Origin of the sequence: Arhodomonas aquaeolei DSM 8974 (genome assembly GCF_000374645.1) — a bacterium.
Lineage (GTDB): Bacteria > Pseudomonadota > Gammaproteobacteria > Nitrococcales > Nitrococcaceae > Arhodomonas > Arhodomonas aquaeolei.
In genome coordinates this window covers 69,265-95,739 of record NZ_KB894800.1, presented here as the reverse complement: position 1 = coordinate 95,739, position 26,475 = coordinate 69,265, and the positions used below count along the sequence as shown (strand labels likewise).

At 71.6% G+C, this 26,475-nt stretch carries 9 protein-coding genes; all 9 read left to right on the top strand.

The features are described from left to right. The first annotated feature begins 224 nt into the window (after window positions 1-224). The gene (locus C516_RS0100345; RefSeq protein WP_020608222.1) at window positions 225-18,617 is read left to right on the top strand and encodes a leukotoxin LktA family filamentous adhesin; all 18,393 of its coding nucleotides are present in this window, start codon (window positions 225-227) and stop codon (window positions 18,615-18,617) included. Continuing rightward, window positions 18,614-20,254: a ShlB/FhaC/HecB family hemolysin secretion/activation protein gene (locus tag C516_RS0100340; RefSeq protein WP_018716354.1), complete on the top strand. Its 1,641-nt coding sequence runs from the start codon at window positions 18,614-18,616 to the stop codon at window positions 20,252-20,254. The genes C516_RS0100345 and C516_RS0100340 overlap by 4 nt, the downstream gene beginning before the upstream one ends. A 49-nt stretch (window positions 20,255-20,303) precedes the next feature. Beyond that, the gene (locus tag C516_RS0100335) at window positions 20,304-21,062 is read left to right on the top strand and encodes a SapC family protein (RefSeq protein WP_018716353.1); all 759 of its coding nucleotides are present in this window, start codon (window positions 20,304-20,306) and stop codon (window positions 21,060-21,062) included. A 192-nt stretch (window positions 21,063-21,254) separates the two neighbouring features. Then, complete coding sequence (gene glyA / locus C516_RS0100330) at window positions 21,255-22,514, top strand: serine hydroxymethyltransferase (RefSeq protein ID WP_018716352.1); 1,260 nt, start codon at window positions 21,255-21,257, stop codon at window positions 22,512-22,514. A gap of 10 nt (window positions 22,515-22,524) precedes the next feature. Further along, window positions 22,525-23,016: a transcriptional regulator NrdR gene (gene nrdR / locus C516_RS0100325; protein WP_018716351.1), complete on the top strand. Its 492-nt coding sequence runs from the start codon at window positions 22,525-22,527 to the stop codon at window positions 23,014-23,016. Beyond that, window positions 23,000-24,133 (top strand): bifunctional diaminohydroxyphosphoribosylaminopyrimidine deaminase/5-amino-6-(5-phosphoribosylamino)uracil reductase RibD, encoded by a 1,134-nt coding sequence (gene ribD, locus C516_RS0100320; RefSeq protein WP_018716350.1) that lies wholly within the window; start codon window positions 23,000-23,002, stop codon window positions 24,131-24,133. The genes nrdR and ribD overlap by 17 nt, the downstream gene beginning before the upstream one ends. Before the next feature lie 5 nt (window positions 24,134-24,138). Continuing rightward, complete coding sequence (locus tag C516_RS0100315; protein ID WP_018716349.1) at window positions 24,139-24,792, top strand: riboflavin synthase; 654 nt, start codon at window positions 24,139-24,141, stop codon at window positions 24,790-24,792. A gap of 32 nt (window positions 24,793-24,824) precedes the next feature. Then, the gene (gene ribBA, locus C516_RS0100310; protein WP_018716348.1) at window positions 24,825-25,958 is read left to right on the top strand and encodes a bifunctional 3,4-dihydroxy-2-butanone-4-phosphate synthase/GTP cyclohydrolase II; all 1,134 of its coding nucleotides are present in this window, start codon (window positions 24,825-24,827) and stop codon (window positions 25,956-25,958) included. A gap of 50 nt (window positions 25,959-26,008) precedes the next feature. Beyond that, window positions 26,009-26,473, top strand: coding sequence for a 6,7-dimethyl-8-ribityllumazine synthase (gene ribH / locus C516_RS0100305; protein WP_018716347.1), 465 nt, complete (start codon window positions 26,009-26,011; stop codon window positions 26,471-26,473). The last annotated feature ends 2 nt before the right edge of the window (window positions 26,474-26,475 follow it).

Here is a 26,475-nt window from a genome sequence, read left to right as displayed (position 1 = left end):
CATCAAATCCCGCCGTATTGAGACCTGCGCACGCGCTGCAGAGACTTAAAGCCACAAGAAACCCGCGCCGGCAATGGGCACCGCGGGCGAAAGGCTGTGGCCTGTATCCGGTCCGGGCGGCTAACAGCCGACTAACGCAACGGGTAGTAGGGTACCGCGCCGCAGCCGTGGTGCCGGCCCGGCTGCCGTATTCAGCGAGGGCAATAAGGATGTTCGGTTGCACGATGGGTGACGGGTATACACCGGCGCGGGGGCTGCTGGCGGCCCGCCATTACGAGACCACGTCGGCGGCGCGCCGGCTTTCGGCACTGACAGCGGCAATGACGGCCGTACTGGTGCCCGCGGTGGGCTGGGCGGCCGGCAACACGATCAATCTGGAGGGCAGCACCGATACCCGGCTCGACGTCAACGGCTCGACCACCGACGTCACCACCGGCACGGTCAAGGGCGACTCCGGTTTCAACTCCTTCGCGCGGTTCGAGGTCGGCACCGGCAATACGGTGAACCTCTACGTGCCCGACGGCACGGATAACCTCGTCAACCTCGTCCACGACGCCCGGGCCCGGATCAACGGCACCCTCAACGGGCTCCGCGAGGGCGGCGGTGTCGGCGGCAACATCGTCTTCGCGGACCCCCATGGCCTCGTGGTCGGGGCCTCGGGGGTGGTCAACGTCGGCAGCCTCGTGGTGACCACGCCCACCGGGGCCGAGATGGACGCCATGCTGGCGGCCGTCGGCGACGCCACCGTGGATGGCGGGGCGATGGACGAGCGTGTCGCGAGGCTGATGCGGGGCGACTACGACGCCGCCGACGGCAGCATCACCATCGAGGGGCAGGTCAATGCCGACGGCGCGATCAGTCTCTTCGGTGCCGAGGCCATCGTCGCCCAGGGGGCGTCGCTGTCGGCGCAGACGGACACCGGCTACGGCGGGGGCTGGGCGGTGTTCAAGTCCGCCGTTAACGTCGACGGCGTTGACGCGCCCCGCGGCTCCATCGTCATCGACGCCCGCGACAGCGTCGAGGTCGACGGCCGGCTCGCCGCCATGATGAGCGACGATGACGGCGCGGCGGTCTCCGCCGGCGGCGAGGTGGCCGCGGGCGATATCGAGATTGCCGGGCCCGATGTCGGCGTCGGTGCGACGGCGGAGATCACCACGGACCCGGGCAACAGCGAGCAGGCCGGTGATATCCGGATCACCGCCAATGCCGCTGACGTCTGCGCGGTATGCGACGGCAACGGGGGCACCGCTGCCGACGTGGAGACCCCCGACGCCGTCGGCGCGGGCGGGGGGGCGGCGGCCACCGTCATGGTGGCCGAGGGCGCACTGGTCAACGCGCGCAATGCGCAGGAGGCGTCGGCGTCCGGGGATCTCACCATCACCGCCGCCGCCAGCGACGTCCAGCTTGCCGGCGAGGCGGACGCCAGCGCCACCGTGACCGTGGCCGGTACACTCAAGGGCCGGGATATCACCCTCGATGCCGGCAGCCTCGCCGAGATCTCGCCGTCCTTCCTGTCCGGCGTGCTCGAGATCACTGACGATGCCAGCAACTTCTCGTCGCTCTACGAACGTCTCCAGGGCTATGGCCGCGACGGCTTCAGCGGTCTGGCGGACGCCATTCCCAGCGATGATCCGGACCAGCTCCAGGCCGTGCAGGACATGGTGGCGGTCTCCATCGCCCGCTCCGACGCCGAGGTCACCGTCAAGGGCACGGCGACCCTGACCGCCGAGCGCGACGTGTCCGTCGACGCGGACGCCGTGCGCCGGGTCGACAATGGCGCCGACGGCGATTTCGGTGCCTACAACAAGGCGATCCCGTTCAACATGGGCGTGGCCTACGGCGAGCTCGGCGGGACCACCAGCGCGCGCATCGACTCCGGCGCGACGGTCAATGTCGACGGCGACCTGGACGTCACCGCCAGCAGCGAGAACACCCTCCGCCAGAGCGCGGAGGCGATCAACCAGCACGACGCCGGGGGCAACGCCCTGACGACCATGGGCTTCGCCCTGGGTGTGGCGGTCACCAGCAGCGAGACCACCGCGCTGGTCGACGATGGCGTGACGCTGAATACCACCAACGACTCCGATGTCCTGGTCAATGCCTTCACCCGGCAGTCGCTGACGAACGACGTCAGCTTTTCGGCCATCGGCAAGGGGGCCGTCGCGGCACCGGCCGTCGCCGTTGCCGACTACGACAGCACCACCAGGGCGGTCTTCCGGTCCGACCTCTCCGCCGGCGGGGACCTCTCGGTGCAGACCCTGGACCTGGTGGATGCGCAGCGTAACAGCGCCCGGGCCAAGGCGGGTGCCGGCTACGTGGACTGGCTCGCCCGGGACGTGCGGGAGACGTACCGGCTCCAGGCGCCGTACCTGGACTTCCTCACCCGCAGGATCAACAGCGCGTTCAATCTCGCCGCCAGCGACGGCGGCAGCGGCTCCACGCCGCTGCGCCTGGGGTCCGCGGTCGCGATCGCCGACGCGGATCACACCGCGATCGCCGAGCTCGGCACCGGCGGTGGCGCGGACGTCACCGTGGACGGCAACGTCGCCGTCCAGTCCCTGCAGCGCCAGGCGAACCTGCGCAACTACGCGGTCAGCGCCGTCAATGCCAGTGCCAAGCGCAAGGACAACGCGGCGGTCGGGCTCAGCGTCGCGCTGGTCTACAGCAACACCGCCCACGACACCCGGGCCTGGGTCGGTGACGACAGCACCGTGACCGCGGCGAACATCGGTGTCGGCGCGCGCAACGCGGTGCCGTTGCAGACCGACCTGGACGACGCCCTGGCGGACATGGACCAGTGGGACGGCTACCTCTCGCTGCTCGAGCGGGCGAAGGACGTCTACGACGCGGGGGACGCGCTCTACAACCTGCCGAGCCAGTACGCCCGGGCCTCCGGCGAGGCCGACGACCTCGCCGCGGCCGGTGCGATCTCGGTGATGGAGACCGACATCGACGCCGAGGCCTGGGTCGGCAACGGCGTGACGCTGGCGTCCAGCGCCGCCGACCCGGCGCCCTGGAGCAGCGTGCTCCACCGCGAGTACGACGACACCGGTGCGCTCACGGCGCGCTGGCTGCTGTCCGGCCGGGTCGAGGGTACGGATGCCCTGACCGACGCCGAGCAGGACTGGGACGGCGGTGTCGGCATCCACGCCGACAACGCCATCGAACGCCTCGCGGTGGCGGGCAACCTCGGGCCGCTGCTCTTCGGGAACAGCGCGGAGGGCGGCTCGGTCGGGGCCGGCCTGAACATCGCGACCCACGACTCCAGCGCGACGGCCGGGATGGGGGTCAACGGCACCGTCACCGCGCCGGCGTTCGATGTCGCGGCCAGCGAGCGCAACCTGCGGCTGCTGGTCTCGCCTTCCGCCGGCAAGGGCAAGAGCGTGGCCGGCAACGGCTCCGCGGCGGTGAACGACGTCGCGAGCGACGTGGTCGCCGCGGTCGACGCCTCCACCACGGTGAACGCGGGCGTGGTGGACATCGGCGCGACCCACGACCTCGGCCAGTGGAGCGCGGTCGGGGCGGTGGCGCTCAGCGAGAACGTGGGCATCGGTGCGGGGTTCGCACTCAACAACGTCGATACCGACGTGCGGGCCCAGGTCGGTGACACCGCCGCGTGGCGGCCGGGCTGGGTCACGGCCCGCGACGCCGGCGCCGCCGCCGCCGCCACCTGGTCGGTGGACGGTCTGAATCTCGGCGCGGAGTCCCGCGGCCAGAACGGCGCGTTCGCCGTGGCCGGGGCGCTGGCACGGGCGAGCGGCAACAAGGACAGCGACAACACCGCCAAACGCAGCGACGACACCCGGTCCCGTGGCGACGGCCTGATCGGCACCATCACGGACAAGGCACAGCCGGCCCTGGACGAGCTCTCCACCTGGGGCGGTAACCTCGCGGGCTATTTCTCCTCGGACGGCGACAGCAAGGGCGCCGACAACGACATCCAGCAGAGCGACCGCTCGCTGCCGGCGAAGCTCTCCGGTGCGGGGTCGGCGACATTCAACGTCTCCAACCAGCGCACGCGGGCGGTCCTGAACGACGTCACCATCGCGGCGCAGACCGCGGACGCCGATCCGGACGTCGACGTGGCGGCGCTCAGCCAGATCCAGCAGTATAGCGGTTCCGGCGCCGGCGCCATCACTATGGGGGGCGGCAAGCGCGACAAGTTCAGCTCGGCGCTGTCCGGTGCGCTGGCCTTCGACTGGATCCGGGGCAGCACCCGGGCAACCGTGAGCGCCATCTCCGCCGACGCCCTCGGCGGGCTGGATGTCGCCGCCGTCTCCGGTGGCGACCACGTGGCCTTCGGCGCCGGTCTCGCGGTGGATACCAGCCAGTCCGACAGCCTCTCGGTGGCGATGTCCGGCTCCGTCGGCGTGAACGGGCAGACCACTGAGGCCGCCGTGGCCGCCAGCAGCCTCACCCTGGCGGATGACGGGAATACGGCAAACGATGTGAACGTCCGCGCCTATGACCGCACGCGCAGCCTCCTGGGCGGTGGCGCCCTGGCGGGCAATACCGGTGGCCGGGGGGGCAGCGCCGGCGGCGCGCTCACGGTGGGCACGGTCGCCAACAGCCTGACCGCGGCGCTGGACGGTACCACGGTGACCGGAGCGGACGACGTGACGGTGGAGGCCGCGAGCCGCTCCCGGGTGCTCGCCGGCGCCCTGGGGGCGGCGGTTTCCGGGGCGCAGGGGGCCGCGCTGTCCGGCTCCGGGACCATGGTCTACCTCGGCAACCGCGTGACCGCCCGGGTGGACGGCGGGGGCAGCGCCCACGTCGATGCGGCGACCCTCGACGTGGCCGCCCACAGCGTCACCGGAATGGACGATTTCGATCCGCTGTTCGCCGGTGCCGCCGGCGACAGCCTCGATGGCGCAGGGCTGGATTTCACCGGCGCGACGCTCGGCGACCTCGACACCACCGTGGAGACCGAGAAGGAGGACCTGCGCGAGGACGACAGTACCGCCGAGTCCCGGTCGCTGTTCGACGCCTCGCTCGCCGGCGAGTTCGTCATCGGGATTGCCGGCAACCTCGCGGCCGGCGGCAAGGCGTCCGGTGGCGGCTCCGCCGGCGTGATCTACAGCGGCTCCGACTACACCGCGACCGTCAGCGGCCTTGCCGCACCCGGCGGCGGTCACGGGCTGACGCTCAGCGGGGGACTGGATGTCTCCGCGGTCAACGGTGTCGAGACGGTGGGCGTGGCGGCCGGTGCCGGTGGCTCGAAATCCGCCGCCGTCCTCGGCTCGGCGACCGCGCTGGTGGAGCGCGGCACGGTGACGGCCCTGGTGGGTGATGCCGACGGCGCCCGCCTGGACGCCTCGACCGGCGACGCGGATATCGGTGCCAGTCACAGCGGCGGCTACTACGCCTTCTCCGGGGCGCTCTCCGCCGCCAGCAAGGCCGCCACCGGCGCGGCGATCGGCGTGACGGACGTCGCCGGCAGCGTCGACGCCGGTCTGGAGGGCACCGACCTCGACGCCGGCGGCGGGCTGACGGTGGATGCCGAGCGCAGCGAGGCCATCCGTGCGGCGGCGGTCAGCGGGGCGGTGTCCAAGAGTGCCGCCATCGGCGGTGCGCTGAGCTACAACCGTATCGGCGGCTCGGTGAAGACCACGGTGCAGGATGCCGGCATCACCGCCGACGATGTGACCCTCACCACCGCCCAGCCCGACAGCGGCAGCAGCATCTGGTCCGCGGCGGGCAGCGTCCTGGCCTCCGGGAAGGCCGCGGTGGGCGGGGCGGTGTCCATCAACCTCACCGACGGCACGCGCGAGACCCGGGTCGAGGACAGCGCCATCGACGCCGGAGATGGTACCCTCACCCTGGACTCCGCGGCCATCAACGAGATCGTCTCCCTGGCGGTTGGCGGCCAGGCCGCGCAGAAGGTCGCGGCCGGGGGAGCCGCGTCGTTCAACCGCATCAAGGACAGTGCCGGCGTGCACGTCGAGGGCGGCACGCTGAGCGCGGACACCCTGAATGCCCGCGTCCGGGACGGCGCCGTCGACGACACCGGCGGGGCCAGCCGCATCGCCACGCTGGCGGGCAACCTCAACGGCAGCGGCTCGCTGGCCGTGGGCGGCGGCGCCGCGGTGGGCACCATCGCGCAGACCCGCAGCGTCGATCTCATCGACACCGGCCTGGACGTGGCCGGCACCGCCACGCTGTCCTCGCGCTCGAGGGGCACCGTCTACGGTCTCGGCGTTGCCGGTGCGCTCGCCAACAAGGCCGCGGTCGCCGGTGCCGCCGCCAGCGGCAGTATCGCCTCGGCGAACACCGTCACCGTCAGGCGCGTCCACGGCGATGCCGGCATCCTGGACGTCGACGCCGACGACACCTCCTCCGTCTACGCCTACGCCATCTCCGCCGGGCTCGGATCGACCCTCGGCGGTGGCCAGGCATCCACGGTCAACCGGATCGATACCGCCACCACGGCGACCATCACCGGCGCCGCCCTGGACGATCAGGGCGACGTGCAGGGGCTCGGCGCGGGGCGGATCACCATCGACGCACTGGCGGACCAGACCATCCGCAGCGCGGCCGTCGGTATCGGCGGCGGAGGCAAGGCGGGGATCGCCGGGTCGCTGGCGGTGAACATCCTCGACGCCGACGTGACCGCCGCCATCGACGGCGGCGCCCACGTCGCCTCCGACGGCAATCTGGGAATCGCGGCGCGCAACGACAACCGCATCCAGACCGTCGGCGGGGCGTTGTCCATCGGCGGAACGCGCGTTGGCGCGGCCGGGGCCCTCGGCGTCAACCTGCTGACCTCGACCACCGAGGCGTATATCGCCGGGGCCGATACGGTGGTGCAGGCCGACGGCGACGCGGATAACAAGCTGACGGTGGACGCCGCGGCCATAGACGACGCCCCGGACCCCACGGGCTGGGACGACGCGTCCGCGTTCGATCCGTTCTCGGCGCTGGAGCGCGACACCCGCGGGGTCTCCGGCCTCGCGGTGAACGCGAGCTCCAGCCAGCAGGTGGGCTCGCTCTCGGCCGCCGGTGCAGCGACCCTGCCCAACCCGTCCGGCTCCGCCGCCATGGCCGGAGTCGGCAACACGTCGGTGCTCGGCGGTACCACCTCGGCCTACGTCGACGCCGCGACGATCAACGGGCAACGCGGCGTCGCGGCCCAGACCGTGGACATCGCTGCCGCGAGCAATGTCTACAGCATCGGCTACCTCTTCAGCGGTGCGGTGAGCGGTATCGCCGCGCTGAGCGGCTCCCTGGACGTGACCGCCATCGAGCACACCACGAGCGCCTACGCCGACGATGCGACGATCCATGCCGGCGGCGACCTCGGTATCCAGGCGGACAGCGCCCGCGGCGCGGCGAACTTCGTGACCAGCGCCAGCGCCGCCGCCGGCAACGGCACGATCACCATGGGGGCGATCCGGCTCGCCGGCGAGACCACGGCACGCCTGCGCGGCGGCACCGCCACGGTCCGCGCGCTGACCATCGATGCGGACGATACCGCCCGGATGTCCGCCAACGCCGGCAGCGCCGTGGCCGGCGGCGGCTCCGCCGGGGGGGCTTTCGCTCTCGGGATCAACGAGACCGCGGTCAACGCCTGGCTGGGTGGCGAGGACCCGGACGCCGACCAGAACGACGACGCGCCGCCTGAATACGTGACCACGACGGTGAACGCCGGCGGCGCGGTAAACGTCAAGGCGCACTCGGACACGGACCTGGTCGCGAATGCCGCCGCCGCCGCGTTCACCGCCGGCGGCGGCGTGGCGGGCTCGGCCAACGTGCTGCTCGCCCGCAACGTGACCCGCGCGGGTGTGCGGGGGGCGACCCTCCGGGGCGCGAGCGCCGCCGCCGACTCCCGTGCCGGGTCACTGTCGGTACTCGCCGAGGATGACACCGCCGTGACCGGCAACGCCGGGTCCGCCGGCGTCGCCACCGGGCCCGGCTCGGTGCTCGGGGCGAGCGCCAACGTGGTGGTCACCAACAACGCCACCCGGGCCTTCGTGGACCGCTCGGACGTGCGTACCAGCGGCGCCGTGAACGTCACCGCCGAGCACACCCTCGATGCGGGGCTGTTCACGGTCAACGGCGGCGCGGCCCCCGGCGGTGCCGCCATCGGCGGAACCGTCGGCCTGCTGCTGGTGGGGCCGGGCTCTCCGGTCTACAGCTACAGCGATGACGTGTCGGACGCCGACGCCGCCGTCGACGTCTCCGCCGGCTCCGAGCTCGACCATGACGGCGCCGGCACCCTGAGCGAGTTCGACGGCATCGGTGGCGGCAGCGCGACGACGATGACGCAGCGTGCGGACGTCGCCGCCGGCGCGGACACCGGCGGCGGTGTGTTCCACGACAGCGCGGACGACAACGAGGACAAGGCGGTGAATGACGGTGCCGCCTTCTCCGTCAGCGACGCCCTCATGGCGGACAACGCCCAGGAGACGGCGGCGACCATCTCCGGCGGCAGCGTGAATGCCGGCGGCGCCGTGGACGTTCATGCCAGCGAAAGGCTGGCCAGCAGCAACCGGGCGGGCAACGTGCAGGCCGGCGGCGGCTCGATCGGCGCCGCGGCCGGCATGACCTTCCTGCGCTCGGCGGTGATCGCCGGGGTGGACACCGGCGAGCTCGACGCATCGTCGCTGACCGTCAGGGCCGACGCCATGGACGACGGCGACGACAAGGCGGTGGACGTGCTGGCGGCCACGGGCAGTGCCGGCTTCGCCGCCGGTCTCGGGGCCGCGGTGTCGGTGGCGCGCCTGGAGAACAGTGTCACCGCCCGTCTCGGCGGAAGCGCGGACGTGGATGACGGCACGATAACCGTCACCGCCAAGGACACCCTCGGCGTGGATTCCGAGGCCGATGCCGCGAGCATCGGCGGCATCGGTGCGGCCGGTGCCTCGATCGCCTCGGGTGAGCGCCGCTCGGCGGTCGCCGCGGAGGTGCTCGCCGCCGGCACGGTGACCGCCGGGAGCCTGACTGTCACGGGGCAGGGTACCGGAACCACCGACGTGATCGCCCGCAGCGCTGCGGGGGGCCTCGGTGGTGCGGCCAACGGCGCGGTGGCCATCGGCCGCAATCTCGCGCCGCCGAAGGATGACGATGGCAACGACCGGGCCTCCGTCGCGGCGTCCGTCGGCGACGGGGTCAACCTCAACGCCGATGCCACGGTGAAGGCGGTGTACGGCGGCGGCCTCGACGTCGAATCCCAGGGGGCCGCAGTCAGTCTCGGCGTGTCCATGGGGGCGTCGCTGGCCTTTGCCGACAGCGCGGTGGACGTTGCCGCGACCGTGGGGGACGACGTCTCGGTGCGGGACGGTGACGGCCTCACGGTCACCGCCGCGCCCGCGGAGAACGACAGTGCGGACGTCACGGCCACCTCGTTCAGCGCCAGCGGCGGCGCCCTGGTCGGTGCCGACGCGAGCGCGGCGTTCGCCTACGGCACCGACACCGTGACCGCCGGCGTCGGCACCGGCCTGGGCATGGAGGGCGGCGCCCTGTCGGTGACTGCGACCAGCGATGGCGAACGCCGTGCCGAGGCCCGCGGCTACTCCGTCGGCGGCGCGCTCGCCGTCGGTCTCGCGCTGGCCCGGGCGAGCGGTGACACCGACACCACGGCAGGCCTGGGCGATGGCTTCGAGCTGGGGGCCGATGACTCGCTGAGCGACCTGACGGTGAAGGCCACGGCGAACCAGCTCAACGTCTCCGACGCCGTGGCCGGCAGCGGCGGGGCGGTCTCGGGGAACGCCGCCACTGCCTACACCGACGCCAGGGGGGCGGCCCGTGCGGCGGTGGGAGACGGCGGCACGGTTACCGCCGAGAAGGCCGAGATGGTCAGCGCCTACAACGGCGATTACGGCAGTCGTGCCGACAGCGTCAACGCCTCGCTGGTCGGTGTCAGCGGGGCCTTCTCCGATGCCACGCTGACCTCTTCCAGCACCGTGCACTTCGGCGGCAGCACGCTTCATGTCGCCAACGGCGCGACCCTGCGCGCCAAGAGCGACGTGAGCAGCCGCCATCCGGACGACACCACCGTCGATGCCGCGTCTGGCGGTGTCGCCACCGGCCAGGCCGCGGACCACGAGACCACGCTCGACATCGCCACGACCACGGAGGTCGCGGACGGCGCGACCCTGTCCGTGGGCGAGCAGTCCAACGACGGCTCCACGCCCGACCTGGTCCTGGAGGCTGTCACCGATCTCTCGGCGGCGGAGAACGCCGTGTTCGCCACCAGCGGCGGGTTCGCGGCCGGCGGCGTGGCCTCCGCGATCGACGCGACCATGGACACCGACGTCAGCATCGGGGAGGCCACGCTGTCCTCGCGGGGGAATATCAGCGTCAACACCCTCGCCTTCTCCAATGTCGTGCACGACGCCACGGCGAGGACCTGGGGCGGTGCCGCCGCCACCGATGCGAGCGCCACGACCACGGTCCGCGACAATCAGTCCATCACCGTCGCCGATGACGCCAGCCTGACCGCCTGGGGCTACCTCACCCTGGCGCCCGGGCAGGCGGCGGACCTCGGCCGCGACAATCGCCTGACCACCATCACCACCGCCAACAGCCTGGTGAAGGGGGTCATTGCCATAGCGGACGCCTCCGCGGCCGCCGACCAGTCCTCCAGCGCCAGCGTGGACATCGGCGCCGGCGCCACCGTGAGCGCGGGCCGGGACGTGGAGATCACGGCCTACAACGAGACCATCAACAACACCGTCGAGGGGCTGGCCAAGGGCTTCCAGGCCGGGTTCATCCCGATCGAGGACAAGGACTCCTCCCGCCAGGCCTCGTCCTCGGCCTCGGTGGTCGTCGACGGCAGCGTCACCGCCGGCATCTTCGATCGGCTCGACATCCACATCGACGAGGACGGCGAGCTCACCTACAACGACGACGCGGCGCCGTTCATCGGCCGGGAGCAGCGTTTCAATCCCACCTCGCTGATCGAGGCCTCGAACATCGACTCCAAGGTCGCGGCGGTGATCAACCAGGGCATCGTTGACCGGGACGTCGACGCCTGGTTCCTCGACGGCCTGTTCGCCGCCGGCGGCGACGTGATCCTGCGCGCCGAGAGCATCACCGGCAGCGGCGCGATCCACGCCAACGGCGGCCCGACCATCTCCGTGATCAACGACAGCGCCCGCTACCTGCGCCTCGGCTCGGTGACGATCCCGGACAACCCCGGTGGGAGCGTCGTCTATACCGGCGTGGCGGACGGCGTTGGCGGTTCGGTGGGTGTCGACACGGCCGGGGCCGGGAACGATGCGACCGTGCGCATCCGCAACACCATGGAGGACACCCTGAACAACGCCGGCTACGGCCCGGCGCTGTTCCAGGAGGACACCGTCAGCAACGTGAGCGGCACCATCGACATCTCGGTGGCCAACGGCGCCTTCGCGTCGCTCGCCAGCGTGCTGGGCCGCAACGTCTCGGTGGCGGTGGAGGGGCCGATGATCGTCGCCCCGCAGGAGGCCGAGTACTGGTCCCCGGGCCAGCGGCCGTCAGACGTCTGGGACGACTACGCCGGTCTGCCGTACGACGTGGTCGACGCGGTCATCTATGCCGCGAACGCCTATTACGGCGACAGGCTCGACGATGGTAACGACGGCCTGCTCAATAACGATGGCCGCTTCACGGACGTGGGGGGGTCCGAACAGGCGGGCGAGAGCACCATCCTGTTTGGCGGCTGTCTGCCGGGTGTCTACCAAGGCGGGGCCACGACCAACTGCACGGTGGGAACGGCGGAGTCCTACGAGGTCCCCGGTGGACTGGTCACCCACATCATGGATATCGATGGCGACGGCGATGCCGATCGCCAGTCCCACGTGCCGGTGGTTCCCACGGGCTGGAGCCTGGACAGGACGACCGACTCCATCGACGACGGCAACACGGGCACGCAGACCTGGCGGGGTGCGGAGGCCGTCGCCATAGACGCCGACGTCATCGACATCAACGGCACCATCAGCACCGGCCGGACCACTGAACGCAACGTGGTGATCACGCCGGAGCTCGATGAGTGGGTCGGTCTGATGAAGAACCAGGCAGGGGTGAAATCCGGCAAGGGCGAGATCCCGCACCTGTATCTCGACTATCTCGGCGATGCGAACGTCGCCAGCGAAGAGGCGATCCGGGCCTACTACGACTTCGGCACGGACCAGATCGAGATCGAGGACGTGAGCGCCTCCGGCGGCGGCTATCTCTACCTCAGGGGCAAGGTCATCAGCTCCTCCGACCAGGGCAGCATCGACGTCGAGAGCGGTTACGGTCACATCGACATCGACAACCAGACCGCCCACGACCTCCGCGTCAACCGCCTGGGCACCGGTGACGGCGCGGTGGGTACCGTGATCATCGCCGACGAGCTCAAGGACCTGACCGCCTGGTACCGCTACACCCAGGGCGAGGGCATACGCAAATTCATCGCCGACGGTACCGACGGGCAGTCCATCGAGAACGCGCGGGAGGTCGCCGCGAGCGGCAGCTCCGACAGCTTCACCCCGCAGTCGGGGACGCGCTGGGAGTGGACCGATTCGGCCTTCTTCGGCCGGGACACCATCGGCGATGACAATGTCGGCTGGCTGGGGCGCTGGCACTTTGACGATCCGGACAATCCCTGGAGGACCACCGTCGACGGTCACCTGGTACGTGACCAGGACGACGATTCCGTCTACCACCAGGAAATGAGCGCCGAGTTCTGGTACACCAAGGACAGGCCGATCAGGTACTCCTACGGATGTCCGGACGAGGTCGGCGGTACCTGCGACAACGGCATGGAAGTCCTGTTCAAGGACAAGGGTTTCAAGACCCGCTGGCTCTATCGTTATCCTCGCAGGGCCGGGCTTTACGTGAAGCGCTCCGCCCGGGTCGATTACCCCATCGATATCGATTTCTCCGGCTACGACAGCGGGCGGATCGACGTCGACAGCGGTGGGGACGTGATCCTCGGTGGCGGGGTGGACAACCCCTCGGGCTCGCTGTCGGTGACCTCCCGCGACGGCGCCATCATCACCGGCGGCGACGCCATCCGCACTGCCTCCGCGACCCTGGAGGCCCAGGGGGATATCGGCACCGGCAACCGTATGCTGGGCCTGGAGCTCACCGGGGACGGCGCCCTGTCCGCGAACGCCGCCGAGGGGGCGGTCCGTCTCGACCTCGCCTCCGGTGCGAGCATTACGCGCATCGATGCCGCCGACGGCGCGCAGGACATCGTCATCCACGCCAGCGGTGCGCTCGCGGCCGGTTCCCGGGACGGTGACGCCCCCCACATCCGGGCCCGCGATCTCACCGTGACCAGCGCCGTGGGCGGTGTCGGCAGCGCCGGCTCGCCCCTGGTCGTCGAGCTCGTCGAGGGCGACAACGGCGACGGCGGTGCCGCCGGCGGCGTGCTCGACGTTACCGCCGAGCGTGACATCGGCATCAGCGACCGCTCCGGCGACCTCTGGCTCGACGGCGCCGTCTCCAACCTCGGCGACGTCTACCTCGCCGCCCCGGACGGGCGCATCCGCGACGCCCGGCGCCGTGTCGACAGCGAGGCGGTCAGCCGCGAGACCCGCGAGGCGATCTGGAAGCGGCTCAAGGTCCGCGACGAGGACGGTGCGGAATCCTATGCCCGCGGCCGTTCGGTACCCGCCTTCGAGCACCGCATCGAGCAGGCGTATCGCAGCTACTGGCAGCTCATGCGCTCGGGGCGCACGGGCAGCGATGGATTCGAGCTCACGGACGCCGGTCTCGAGCGCTACCGCACACTGCTCGCCGCCCGCGGACAGTCCGACGACGATGCCGCGGTGCGTGCCTATGCGGCGGACGAGTACCAGCGCGTCACCGGGGTATTCGAGGAGAATCTCGGCGGAGACTGGTCGGCACGGGGTGCCTTCCAGTCCTTCGAGGCGGACTACGACTACCAGGCCACCGACGGCCAGGTCGCGCAGCTCACCGACGGCGCCGCGTGGACCGACGACGAGCTGCGCCGCTCCATCAACGTGGCCGCGCTGGAGACGGGCGGGGGCGGCGCCGTGGACGAGGCCCCGAACGTCAGCGGCCGCGACGTCACCCTGCAGGCCGGCGGGAGCATCGGCGAGGTCGCCGATCCCATGCGCATCGACTATCAGGACCTGCTCGACGGCAGCCTCACCGACGAGGAGATCGGTGCGCTCGGCACTGCCCGCGCGCCCGGTGACGTGACCATCGAGCACGACGACGACGGCGATATCGCCACCCTGGTGGTGAACCAGACCATCCCCATGTACGTGGACGCCGGTGGCCGCTTCGACATCGCCGCCGGCGGCTCCGCCTATATCCAGGCGCTCAGCAACATCCGCGTCGGGACCGTCGACGTGGGCGATGACGCCCGGCTCCTGGCCAACGACAGCATCACCGTGGCCGACAGCGCGCCGGGTACGATCACCGTCGGCGGCGACATCACCCTCGGTGCCTCCAACGGCTCGATCGGCGACGCCGACGGTGCCCCGCTGGCGCTGGATGTCGCGGGGACCCTCGGCGGTGTCTCCGCCTCCGGGGATGTGGCGCTGGAGTGGCTCACCGGCGACTTCGGCGTCGGCCGCGTGATCGTGGACGGCAGCGTCTACCTGGACGCCGTTGCGGGCGATCTCTACCGCACGGTCTCCGACCTCAACGTCAGCGGCCAGTCGGTGACGCTCAAGGCCGACGGCGCCATCGGCGGGGCGGGGGCGCCCATCGACGTCCGCCTCACCGGCGTGGACGGTACCCTGGGCGCCGACAGCGGCGGCGACGCCTGGCTGACCAGCCCGGATGCCCTGACCCTCGGTGACGGCGGGATCGGCGGTGCCCTTACCCTGCGCGGTGACGCCGCGGTGGATGTCGCCGCCGATGCCCGTTTCGTCGTCGACGGGCATTTCGGGCTCACCGCCGCCTCCACCACCGTCGGCAGGGACGGCGGGTTCACGGCCTGGGAGGAGGCCGATTTCAATCTGGGCGACGGCGATCTGACCTTCCTGGAAGACGGCGGCATGACCGCCTGGGGCGGCCTCAGCGTGGTCTCCGGCGGCCTGAGCCTGCACCGGGACGCGAGCATTTCCGTGCCTGGTGCGACGGCCACCGTCACCACCGGTGACTGGCATTTCGGGGAGGACACCGGGTTCTATTCAGACGGGCTGAACGCCCGCATGGACAGCCTCACCATGGCGGCCGGCAGCCGGCTCAACGGTGATGACGGCGTGACCCTCGGGGTGGACGGCGACGCCCGCGTCGCGACCATCGACGTGGAAAGCGATGCAACCCTCGCGCTGGACGTCACCGGCGACATCACCGCCATTGCCGGCGACACCCCCAACCTCGTGACCTGGTCCGGCGGCAGGGTCGACGTGGACGCCGGCGGGGCCATCGGCACGGCGGACTCGGCCCTCGCGATCAATGCGCCGACCTTCGAGCGCATCGAGGCCGGGGGCGGGGATGCGTATCTGACCTGGACGTCCGATACCACCGGCGGGCGCATCGAGGCCGCCGGGACGGTCACGCTCAACGGCGATCAGGCCGTCGATGCCGATACCGTGACGGCCCGCACGGGGGAGGTGACCGCCGATCTCGGCGCGTTCACCGCGGGGACCGTGAGCGCCGGCGATGCGGTGACCCTGACCACCGCGCGGGGGCTCGATATCGGCACGGCGCATGCCGCCACCTCGCTGACTGCGGATAACGCCGACGGCGTCTTCGCGCTGGACGAGGCGGTGGCGGATGCCGCGGTGCTCGGGAACACCGGTGGTGACATGAGTCTGGGGACGGTGACGACCCGGACGGCCGGGCTGAACGTCGCCATCGCCGGGGGACAGCTGGATGCCGCTACCCTCGATGCCGCCACAGGGCTCACCGTGACCGGCACCGGGGGCAGCGATATCACCATTGAAGACGCCCGGAGCGGCGGCGCGGCGACCCTCGCCAATAACGTCGGCGGGGCAGCGGGCGGCGCGCTGAGCGTGGACAGGATCGTCTCCGGCGGCGTACTTGCGATGGACAACGCCCAAGGCGTCTTCACCCTCGATTACGCCGAGGCCGGTGCCGGCGCGACGCCGGCCGATCCCTGGGGCGTGCGGCTCACCAACACCGGCGGTGCCATGACCCTCGGCAAGGTGATCAGCCGGGGCCACGGCCTGCAGGCAACGGTGACCGGCGGCGACCTCGAGGCCGGGACGCTGGACGCCGGCGGCCGGCTGGACGTCACGGGCAGCGGCCGGGGTGACGTCACCATCGACCACGCCTTCAGCGCTACCGCGGCCACGGTGGAGAACACCCGCGGGGTGCTGACGCTGGGCGAGGTCGTGACCGCCACCGCCCTGACCGCCGGCAACGAGCACGGCGCCTTCCGCGTGGACACGGCCGAGGCCGGCACGACCGCGACCCTGACCGGCACCGATGGACCCGTGACGCTGGGCACGGTGACCACCGGTACGGACCAGCAGGACGACAACCCGGCCGGCCTGGCGGTCACGGTGACCGGCGGCGACCTCGACGCGGGGATGCTGAATGCCGGCAGCCGGCTGGACGTGACCGGCGAGGGGCAGGGCGATCTGGCCATCGTCCGTGCCCGCAGCGGTACCACCATGACCATCGATAACCGCGGTGCCGGGGAGATCGCCTTCGGCGAGGCGGGCGACAGCGGCTGGGCGCTGGACGCCGGCGGGACGCTCGACGTCACCGCCGTCGACGGTATAGCCGGCACCGGTGCCCGTGCCGGCGACAGCGTGACCGTGAATGGCGGACGCATCGACGCCGGCCGGCTGCGCAGCATGCACGCCCCCGTGACCGTCAGCGCCGGCGGTGACGTCACCGTTGGCGAGGCCGTGGCCGAGACCGGTCCGCTGAGCGTGACGAGCACCGCCGGCGACCTGCTGGTGGGCACGGCCTCCGCGGGCACCACCGCGGACTTCCGCACCGGGGGCGGCACGATGACCGTGCGTCACGCCGAATCCGGCGGCGACATGCGCCTGGTCAACGCGGCTGCGGATACGCTCGCGGACAGCGGCGACATCCTGTTCGGCTATCCGGCGGACCCGGATGTCCCCCTCGACCGGATCGACCTGGACGCCGGGCGCGACCTGACTATCGACGCCACCGGCGACGTCACCGGCGGCAACGCCCGCGCGGCCCGCGATCTCGCCATGGCGGGCTACAACCTGCACTTCGGCCAGGTGCGCAGCACCGGCCGGGACGTGCAGCTGACCGCGGACTGGAACGTGGTCGGCGCCCGGGCCGTCGCCCACCGGGACCTCGGCATCATCGCCGGCAACCGCCTGCTCATGGACGACGCCCGCTATGGCGGCAGCCTGTCGCTCAAGGCCGGACGGGACCTGACGGTGGGCACCGGCGGCGATGTCGACCTCACCGGACAGGTCGAGGCGGGCCGCGACATGACCATCACCTCCGGCGGCCATATCCGCCTCGACGGGGCCTCCGCCGGACGCGACATGCGTTTCACCGCGGAGGGCGACATCACGGTTGCCGAACAGCTCGACGCCGGCGGCCGGATGGACGTCGTGACCGACGGTGATCTGAGTGTCGGCGCCCGGGTCGAGGCCGGCGGGCCCATGACCCTGGAGGTGGCCGGCGACGCCACGGCGGCGAGCGTGACCGCCGGGACGCTGTCCGCGGACGTGGACAGCGGCATGGGCGTCGCCGCGGCGGTGGTGGCCGACGGCAGGGCCCGCCTCGACGTGCGCGGCGACCTCGACGTCGGCGAGCGGATCGCCTCGCAGGCGGACGACCTGGACATCGACGTGGGCGGCCGGCTCACCACCCGGGCCCTGGAGGCGGGCTCGGACATGGACGTGATCACCGGCGCAAGCCTGGGCCTGGAGCGTGCGGTGGCGGGCCGGACCGCGACCATCCGTGCCGGCACCGCCGACGGCGACGCCTACGCGCCGGACTCCGATCTGTCCATCGGCCGTCTCGCCGGCTCCGTGCTGACCCTGCGCTCCGGCGCCAGCGTGCACCTCGACGAGGTGATCGCCTCGGACGCCATGGACATCGCCAGCCAGTACATCGGGATCGCGCAGGGGCGCTACACCGGCGACGACGCGCTCACCCTGGACGTGGCGGGCAGTCAGCGGCCGGCCGCGACCCGGGTGGAGGCACGCTTCGACAGCCCGGCCATCGTCAGCCGCTGGCTGCACAGCAACGACACCACGCTCGCCATGACCGGCACCGACCTCATGCTCGAGGACGCCGCCTACGTGGACGTCCTGCGGGCCACCACCGGGGAGGCGGCCATCGTCGTCGACAATCTCGATGCCAGCTACGCCGGCGCCGACGTCCAGCTCCGCGAGCTCGACCGGGCGTTCTGGCTCACACAGACAGGCCGGCAGACGCGCACGGACGCGTACGTCGTCCACGCCCGGCCGGGCTACAGGGTGATCGTCCCCAACTACTACGAGGACCACGAGGAGGAGGGCAACGTGGACTACACGGGCACGTCCGCGGAGCGGCACGTCGAGCGCCAGCTTCACGAGACGGAGGCGACGGCGGGGGCAGCGGCCGGGCCGACGCGGGTCGTCGTGCCGCTGCCGGCGCTGCCGGAGTTCGCCGGTGGCGCGGCCGGGCGGGACGCGGGGTTCGTGCCGCCGGTCAACCTCCAGGGTCGTCCCGCCGATGGCGGGGGGCAGGGGCGCGATGGCGACGGGCGCACACTATGAGGTGGCGTGCCGGAGCCCTGACGGCGCTGCTCGCCGCCGTCCTCGCCGGCGTGGCACGCGCCGACACCGTGCCGCCGTCCTCGGTCTACGATCCCTCGCTGGAGCGCCAGCGCCAGGCGGAGCAGGAGCGCGACTCGGAGCAGCGCGAGCGCGCGGCACGCACCGAGGTGCCCGCCCTGCGCGGCGGCGCGCCGGAGGACCAGAAGCTGCCCGAGGACGGCCGGCGCTTCCGGCTGGAGAACATCCGGTTCAACGCATCGTCGTTCCTCGATGCCGACACCCTGGAGGGCATCGGGCAGGACTACGTCGGGCGCCCGGTCACCTTCGCCGACCTCAACGAGCTGCTGCGCCGGGTTAACGCCCGCTACGAGCGTCGCGACCTGCTCACCGCACGGGCCATCATCCCCTCGCAGAGCGTCGCGGACGGAACGCTGCGGGTGGTGCTGGTGGAGGCCGGGCTCGAGGCGGTGGAGTGGCAGTCCTCGCCGGAGACGGTGCCGCGCTCGTTCTTCACCGAGCGGGTGCCGCTGGAGACGGGCGAGGTGCTCGACACCGCGCGGCTGCTCGCCGATATCCGGCGGCTCAACGCCACCACGCCGGGGCCGCAGCTCTCCGCCGACCTCGCCGCGGGCGAGTCCTTCGGCACGACGCGGCTGCGTTACAAGGTCTACGAGCCGGAGCCCTTCGTCTGGCGCGTCCTCGCCAACAACTACGGCAGCGAGAACAGCGGGACCTACCAGGTGGGCATGAGCGGGGCCTGGTTCTCGCCCACCGGCCACGCCGACACCCTCAGCGGCACGGTGCTCAAGAGCCGGGGGACGACCTACGGCAACCTGCGCTACCGTTTCCCCGTGAACCGGTACAACGGCGCGGTCTATGCCAGCGCCAGCCGCAACGCGCTGTCCATCATCCGCGGGCCGTTCGAGGATCTCGACATCGAGGGCACCTCGGGCGTCCTGGAGCTCGGCTTCGAGCAGCCCTGGTGGCTCGACCGGCGCTGGCTCGCCACCGGGCGCGCGGGTTACGAGTTCAGCCGCTCGGAGACCACCCTGGAGGGGGATGTCCCGCTCAGCGAGACCCGCGACGGCACCGCCACCCTTGCCGGGTCCGTGGAGTACCGCAACGCGCCGTGGTACGCGCGCTACGAGCAGCGGCTGCTCTACACCACTCACCGCAACGACACCACCGGGCGCTCCGGGCAGTACCAGCGCCTGCAGGGCGACTTCTTCACGCGCTGGCAGGCCGGCGAGGACTACCGCCTGGTCGGGCGGTTCGGCTGGCAGTACGCCTCCGCCAGCGACGGGCTGCCCTCGTCACTGCTCTACCAGCTCGGCGGACCGAGCAGCGTGCGCGGCTACGACGCCGGGATCCTCGCCGCCCCTCACGGGCTCGACCTGGGGCTGGAGGCGCACTGGTCGTTTCATCCCGGCTGGGAGGCATCGCTGCTCGCGGATTACGGCCAGGCGGTGGACATCGACGGCGACAACCCGTCGATCTACAGCCTCGGCGTCGGGCTGCAGTACCGCCTGGGGCGCACGCTCGTGGCCAGGGCCGTCTACGCCCATGCCTTCAAGAAGGTCGTCCCCCGGCAGGATTCCGGCCAGCTCCTGCTTCAGCTGAGCTGGCGGCCCTGGTGAGCGCGGCCAGCCAGGCGTGTCCCGATTCGTCGTCATGGGGAAAACCGAGATGAGTGCACTGCTATTCTACCGCGAGATCACCCTGCTCAACCGGGAGCGTCACCGGGGCCTGCGGATCAGGCCGACCGGGGACTGCCGCTTCGCCGCCAACACCCACTTCGTGCCGCTGGCCGGTCAGGAGTTCTACCAGGCCGCGCGGGACTACCCGATCCTGTTCATCGGCGAGGGGCAGCCGACCGTGCCCATCGCGCTGCTCGGCCTCGAGCCGGAGCGTAACGAGTTCCTCGACGAGGACGGTCAGTGGCTGGCGAACGTCTATGTCCCGGCCTTCATCCGCCGCTATCCGTTCGTGCTCGCCGACACCGACGCGGAGCGTTTCTCGGTGTGCTTCGACGCCGCCTACGAGGGCTGGAACGAATCCGGGGGCGAGGCCCTGTTCGACGACAACGGCGCCAATACGCCCTACCTGGACGAGGTCGTCGACTTCCTGCGGGGGTTTACCGCGGAGATGCGTCGTACCGAGGCATTCGTGCGCACCCTCCAGGATCTCGGCCTGCTCCGTGCGCGCACCCTCCAGCTCAGCCACCCGGGGGGTGAGCGCTTCACCGTCAACGACTTCCAGGCCATCGACGAGGAGGCCTTCCGTGCGCTCGGCGACGACGACGTCCTCGCCCTGCATCGCGAGGGGTTCCTGGGCTGGGTCTTCGCCCACCTGATGTCCCTGGGCGCCGCCAACCGGCTGTTCGACCGCCATATCGCCGGACGCGAGGCCCCGGCCCCGGCCGGTGCCGCCTCCGGGAGCGCCTAGCGCGCCATTGGACCGCCCGCCGGGCCGGCGGGCGGTCCCTCCTGCTACCTGTCCGGACGTCCGGATGTCGCCATCGTTCATGCAACACCCGTCGATATCCTTTATTCTGTCCGATTCAGTGACATCGCCCGCTGCGCCCGGCAGCCGTGGTGCGCGGGGCACTGCCTTTGCGAAGCGTTGAGAGGAAATTGCATGTTCTCCAGTGATATGACCATCGCGGGCTTCGATCCCGAGCTCTCCAAGGCCATGGACGACGAGTATCGCCGCCAGGAGGAGCACATCGAGCTGATCGCTTCGGAGAACTACACCAGTCCCCGGGTGCTCGAGGCCCAGGGCAGCGTGCTCACGAACAAGTACGCCGAGGGCTATCCGGGTCGTCGCTACTACGGCGGCTGCGAGTTCGTCGACGTCGCCGAGCAGCTGGCGATCGACCGGGCCAAGGCGCTGTTCGGCGCCGACTTCGCCAACGTCCAGCCCCACTCGGGCTCGCAGGCGAACGCGGCGGTCTATCTGGCGCTGGCCAAGCCGGGGGACACGATCCTCGGCCTGAGCCTCGACCACGGCGGCCACCTGACCCACGGTGCCAGGCCGAACTTCTCCGGCAAGATCTTCAACGCCGTGCAGTATGGCGTGAACGCCGAGACCGGTGAGCTCGACTACGACGAGATCGAGCGCCTCGCCGAGGAGCACCGCCCGAAGCTGCTCATCGGTGGCTTCTCCGCGTACTCCCGGGTCATCGACTGGGCACGCATGCGCACCATCGCCGACAAGGTGGGGGCGTACTTCATCGTCGACATGGCGCACGTCGCCGGGCTGGTCGCCGCGGGCGTCTATCCGGACCCGCTGCCCCACGCCCACGTGGTCACGACCACCACCCACAAGACCCTGCGCGGTCCCCGTGGCGGGCTGATCCTCTCCAAGGGCGAGCCGGAGCTGGAGAAGAAGCTCAACTCGCTGATCTTCCCCGGTACCCAGGGCGGGCCGCTGATGCATGTCATCGCCGGCAAGGCGGTGGCCTTCAAGGAGGCCCTGGACCCGGCGTTCAAGGCCTACCAGCAGCAGGTGGTGGACAATGCGCGGGCGATGGCCGGCGTGCTCGCCGAGCGTGGCTACAACATCGTCTCCGGCGGCACGGACAACCACCTCTTCCTCATCGACCTCATCGACAAGGGGGTCACCGGCAAGGACGCGGACGCCGCGCTGGGGCGCGCCAGCATCACGGTGAACAAGAACACCGTGCCCAACGACCCGCAGTCGCCGTTCGTGACCTCGGGCCTGCGTATCGGCACGCCCGCGATCACCACCCGCGGCATCGGCGAGAAGGAGGCGAAGGAGCTTGCCGGCTGGATGTGCGACGTGCTCGACGACCTCGGCAACGAGTCGGTGATCGAGGCGGTCCGCGCCAAGGTCACGGACCTCTGCGCCCGCTTCCCGGTCTACGGGCGGGGCTGAGCACAACCCGATGCGCTGCCCCTTCTGCCAGGCGCAGGACAGCCGCGTGATCGACTCGCGGCTCGCGAGCGAGGGCGACCAGGTGCGCCGTCGCCGCGAGTGCTCCACCTGCGGCGAGCGCTTCACCACCTACGAGACCGCGGAGCTGCTGATGCCGCGGGTGGTCAAGCGCGACGGCTCGCGCGTGCCCTTCTCGGACGAGAAGCTGCGCACGGGCCTGTCCCGCGCCCTGGAGAAGCGCCCGGTCGCCACCGAGGCGATCGAGGCGGCGATCAACCGGATCCGCAAGCGCATCCAGTCCACCGGCGAGCGCGAGGTGCCGGCGAGCCGTATCGGCGACTGGGTGATGGAGGAGCTCCGCGAGCTCGATCAGGTCGCCTACGTGCGTTTCGCCTCGGTGTACCGCAGCTTCGAGGACGTCAGTGCCTTCCGCGAGGTCATCGAGGGGCTGGAGAAGCGCTCGGCGGACACGGGCGACGGCGACAATGACCGGCGGGAGTGAGCCGGGCCCGGGCAGCTTCTCCGCGACGGACCACGCCCTCATGGCGCGGGCGATCCGGCTCGCGCGCCGGGGCCTGTACACCACGGACCCGAATCCCCGCGTCGGCTGTGTGATCGCCCGGGCGGGCGAGATCGTCGGCGAGGGCTGGCACGAACGCGCCGGCGGGCCCCATGCCGAGGTCCACGCCCTGCGCGCGGCGGGGGCCGCGGCACGCGGGGCCACGGCCTATGTCACCCTGGAGCCCTGTGCCCACCACGGCCGCACCCCGCCCTGCGCGGACGCGCTCGCGGAGGCCGGCGTGGCGCGGGTGGTGGCCGCGGGCACGGACCCGAACCCGGCGGTGGCCGGCGGCGGGCTCGAGCGCCTGCGCCTCGCCGGCGTGGAGACAGCCGCCGGGCTGATGGCGGCGCAGGCGCGGGGGCTGAACCCGGGCTTCCTCCGGCGCATGGCCGAAGGCATGCCCTGGGTCCGGGTGAAGCTTGCCGCGAGCCTGGACGGCCGCACCGCGATGGCCTCCGGCGAGAGCCGATGGATCACCGGGGCCCCGGCCCGGCGTGACGTCCATCGCTGGCGGGCACGCAGCAGCGCCATGCTCACGGGGATCGGCACGGTGCTCGCCGACGACCCGGCGCTCACCGTCCGTGACGTCGATGCGCCGGTGGTGCAGCCGGCGCGCTACGTGATCGACCCGTCCCTGCGCCTGCCGGAGACGGCCCGTCTGGTCACCGACGGTGGCGGCGTGACGGTGTTCTGCAGCTGGCCGGACGACGCCCGGGTGGCGTCGCTGGAGGCCGCCGGTGCCCGCGTGGTACCGCTGCCGCCGGACCCGGAGGGGCGCCCCGTGCTGACCGCCGTGCTCGCCGCCATGGCGCGGGACGGGGTCAACGAGGTGATGGTGGAGGCGGGGCCGACCCTGGCCGGCGCGGTGGTCGCCGCCGGCCTCGCCGACGAGCTGATCGTCTACTATGCGCCGCACCTGATGGGCGATGCCGCCCGCGGTCTGCTCGTGCTGCCAGAACTCGAGGCTATGGCGGACAGAATCCCGTTGCGGGTGACGGACCGCCGTCAGGTGGGCGATGATCTGAGGCTGGTGCTCGCGCCGGCGGGAGAGGGCTGAGAAGGATGTTTACCGGGATCGTGCAGTGCCTCGGCCGCGTCGGCGGCCAGACCGCCGTGGACGGCGGTCGCCGGCTGACCATCGAGGCCCCGGAGCTCGGCCTCGCGGAGGTCGGTATCGGAGACAGCATCGCGGTCAACGGCTGCTGCCTCACCGCGGTGCGCATCGACGGCCCGCGCTTCGAGGCGGACGTCTCCTCCGAGAGCCTGGAGCGCACGACCCTGGGTGGGCTGCGCACCGGCGACCCGGTGAATCTGGAGAAGGCGCTGACGCTCGCCACGCCGCTGGGCGGGCACCTGGTCAGCGGCCACGTGGACGGGCTCGGTGAGGTGGTCTGGCGCCGCCCGGAGGGACGCTCGGAGCGCTGGCGCTTCCGCGCGCCGGAGCGCCTGGCCCGCTACATCGCCGAGAAGGGCTCCATCTGCATCGACGGCGTGAGCCTCACGGTCAACGCGGTAGCGGGCGCGGAGTTCGAGCTCAACCTGGTGCCGCACACCACCGCGGTCACCACCCTCGGCGGGCGGGCCGCCGGCGACACCGTGAACCTGGAAGTGGACATCATCGCGCGCTATCTGGAACGCCTGATGAGCGGCGGCGGGGCGGACGGCGACGGCGGCATCACCCGGGCGTTCCTCGCCCGTCACGGCTTCGGCGGCTGACGGCGCGCCCACGGGATCGGAGAACGACATCAATGGCCTTCAACAGCACCGAAGAGATCATCGACGAGCTGCGCCAGGGGCGCATGGTCGTGATCATGGACGACGAGGACCGGGAGAACGAGGGCGACCTGCTCATGCCCGCGTCCATGGTCCGCCCGGACGACATCAACTTCATGGCACGCTACGGCCGCGGACTGATCTGCCTGACGCTGACCCGCGAGCGCTGCGAGCAGCTGCGTCTGCCGCTGATGGTCAATGACAACGGCGACCAGCACGGCACCAACTTCACGCTCTCCATCGAGGCGGCGCGGGGCGTGACCACCGGCATCTCCGCGGCCGACCGCGCCCGCACCGTCCAGGCGGCGGTCGCGCCCCAGGCACGCCCGGAGGACATCGTCCAGCCGGGGCACATCTTCCCGGTCATGGCCCAGCCCGGCGGGGTGCTCACGCGTGCCGGCCACACGGAGGCGGGCTGCGATCTTGCGCGCCTCGCCGGCTTCGAGCCGGCCGCGGTGATCGTCGAGGTCCTCAACGAGGACGGCACCATGGCGCGGCGCGACGACCTCATGGCCTTCGCCCGCGAGCACGGGATCAAGATCGGCACCATCGCGGACCTCATCGCCTACCGGGTGCGCAACGAGCGCACCGTCGAGCGGGTCGCCGACTGCGAGCTGCCCACGAGTCACGGGCGCTTCCATCTGTACGCCTACCAGGACGTGGTCGACGGGGCGCTGCACTTCGCGCTGGTGCGCGGGCGTCCGCGCCCGGAGGACCCGGTGCTCGTGCGCGTGCACATCCAGAACACCCTCTCCGACCTCTTCGACGCGACCGGCCTGGAGCAGAGCTGGCCCTTGCGCCCGGCGCTGGAGCAGCTCGGCGAGGAGGAGACGGCGGTGGTGGTGATGCTGCGCCGTCCCAGTGACGCCACCGACGTGCTCGCGCGCATGCGCGACTACCAGCGCCTGCAGGCGGGCCAGATCGACGAGACCCAGGGCGGCCGCGCCGAGGGCGAGGCCAGCCAGGACCTGCGCACCTACGGCGTCGGCGCGCAGATCCTCACCGATCTCGGTGTGCGCCGCATGCGCGTGCTCTCCTCGCCGAAGCGGATGCACGGCCTCTCCGGGTTCGGCATGGAGGTCGTCGAGTACATCGAGCCCGAACGCTAGCCCCAGGACTGCAACCAAGCCATCATCCCTGACAGCCAGGTCCGGACCCAATGAACACGATAGAAGGTGACTTCACCGCGCGTGACGCCCGTATCGCCCTGGTGGCGACGCGCTTCAACGCATTCATCGTCGACCGCCTCGTCGAGGGCGCGAACGACTGCCTCACCCGGCACGGCGTGGACGACGCCGGCATCGACCTGGTGCGCGTGCCCGGTGCCTGGGAGCTGCCGCTGGCGGCCCAGCGCCTGGCCGGGGCCGGGCGCTACGACGCCATCGTGGCGCTGGGCTGCGTGATCCGCGGCGGCACGCCGCACTTCGATTACGTCGCCGGCGAGTGCACCAAGGGCCTCGCCCAGGTGCAGATGGGTGCGGATGTGCCAGTGGCGTTCGGCGTGCTCACCACCGACACCATCGAGCAGGCCATCGAGCGCGCTGGCACCAAGGCCGGCAACAAGGGCGCGGAGGCGGTCATGTCCGTGCTCGAGATGATCAGCCTGCTGCGGCGGCTCGACTGAGG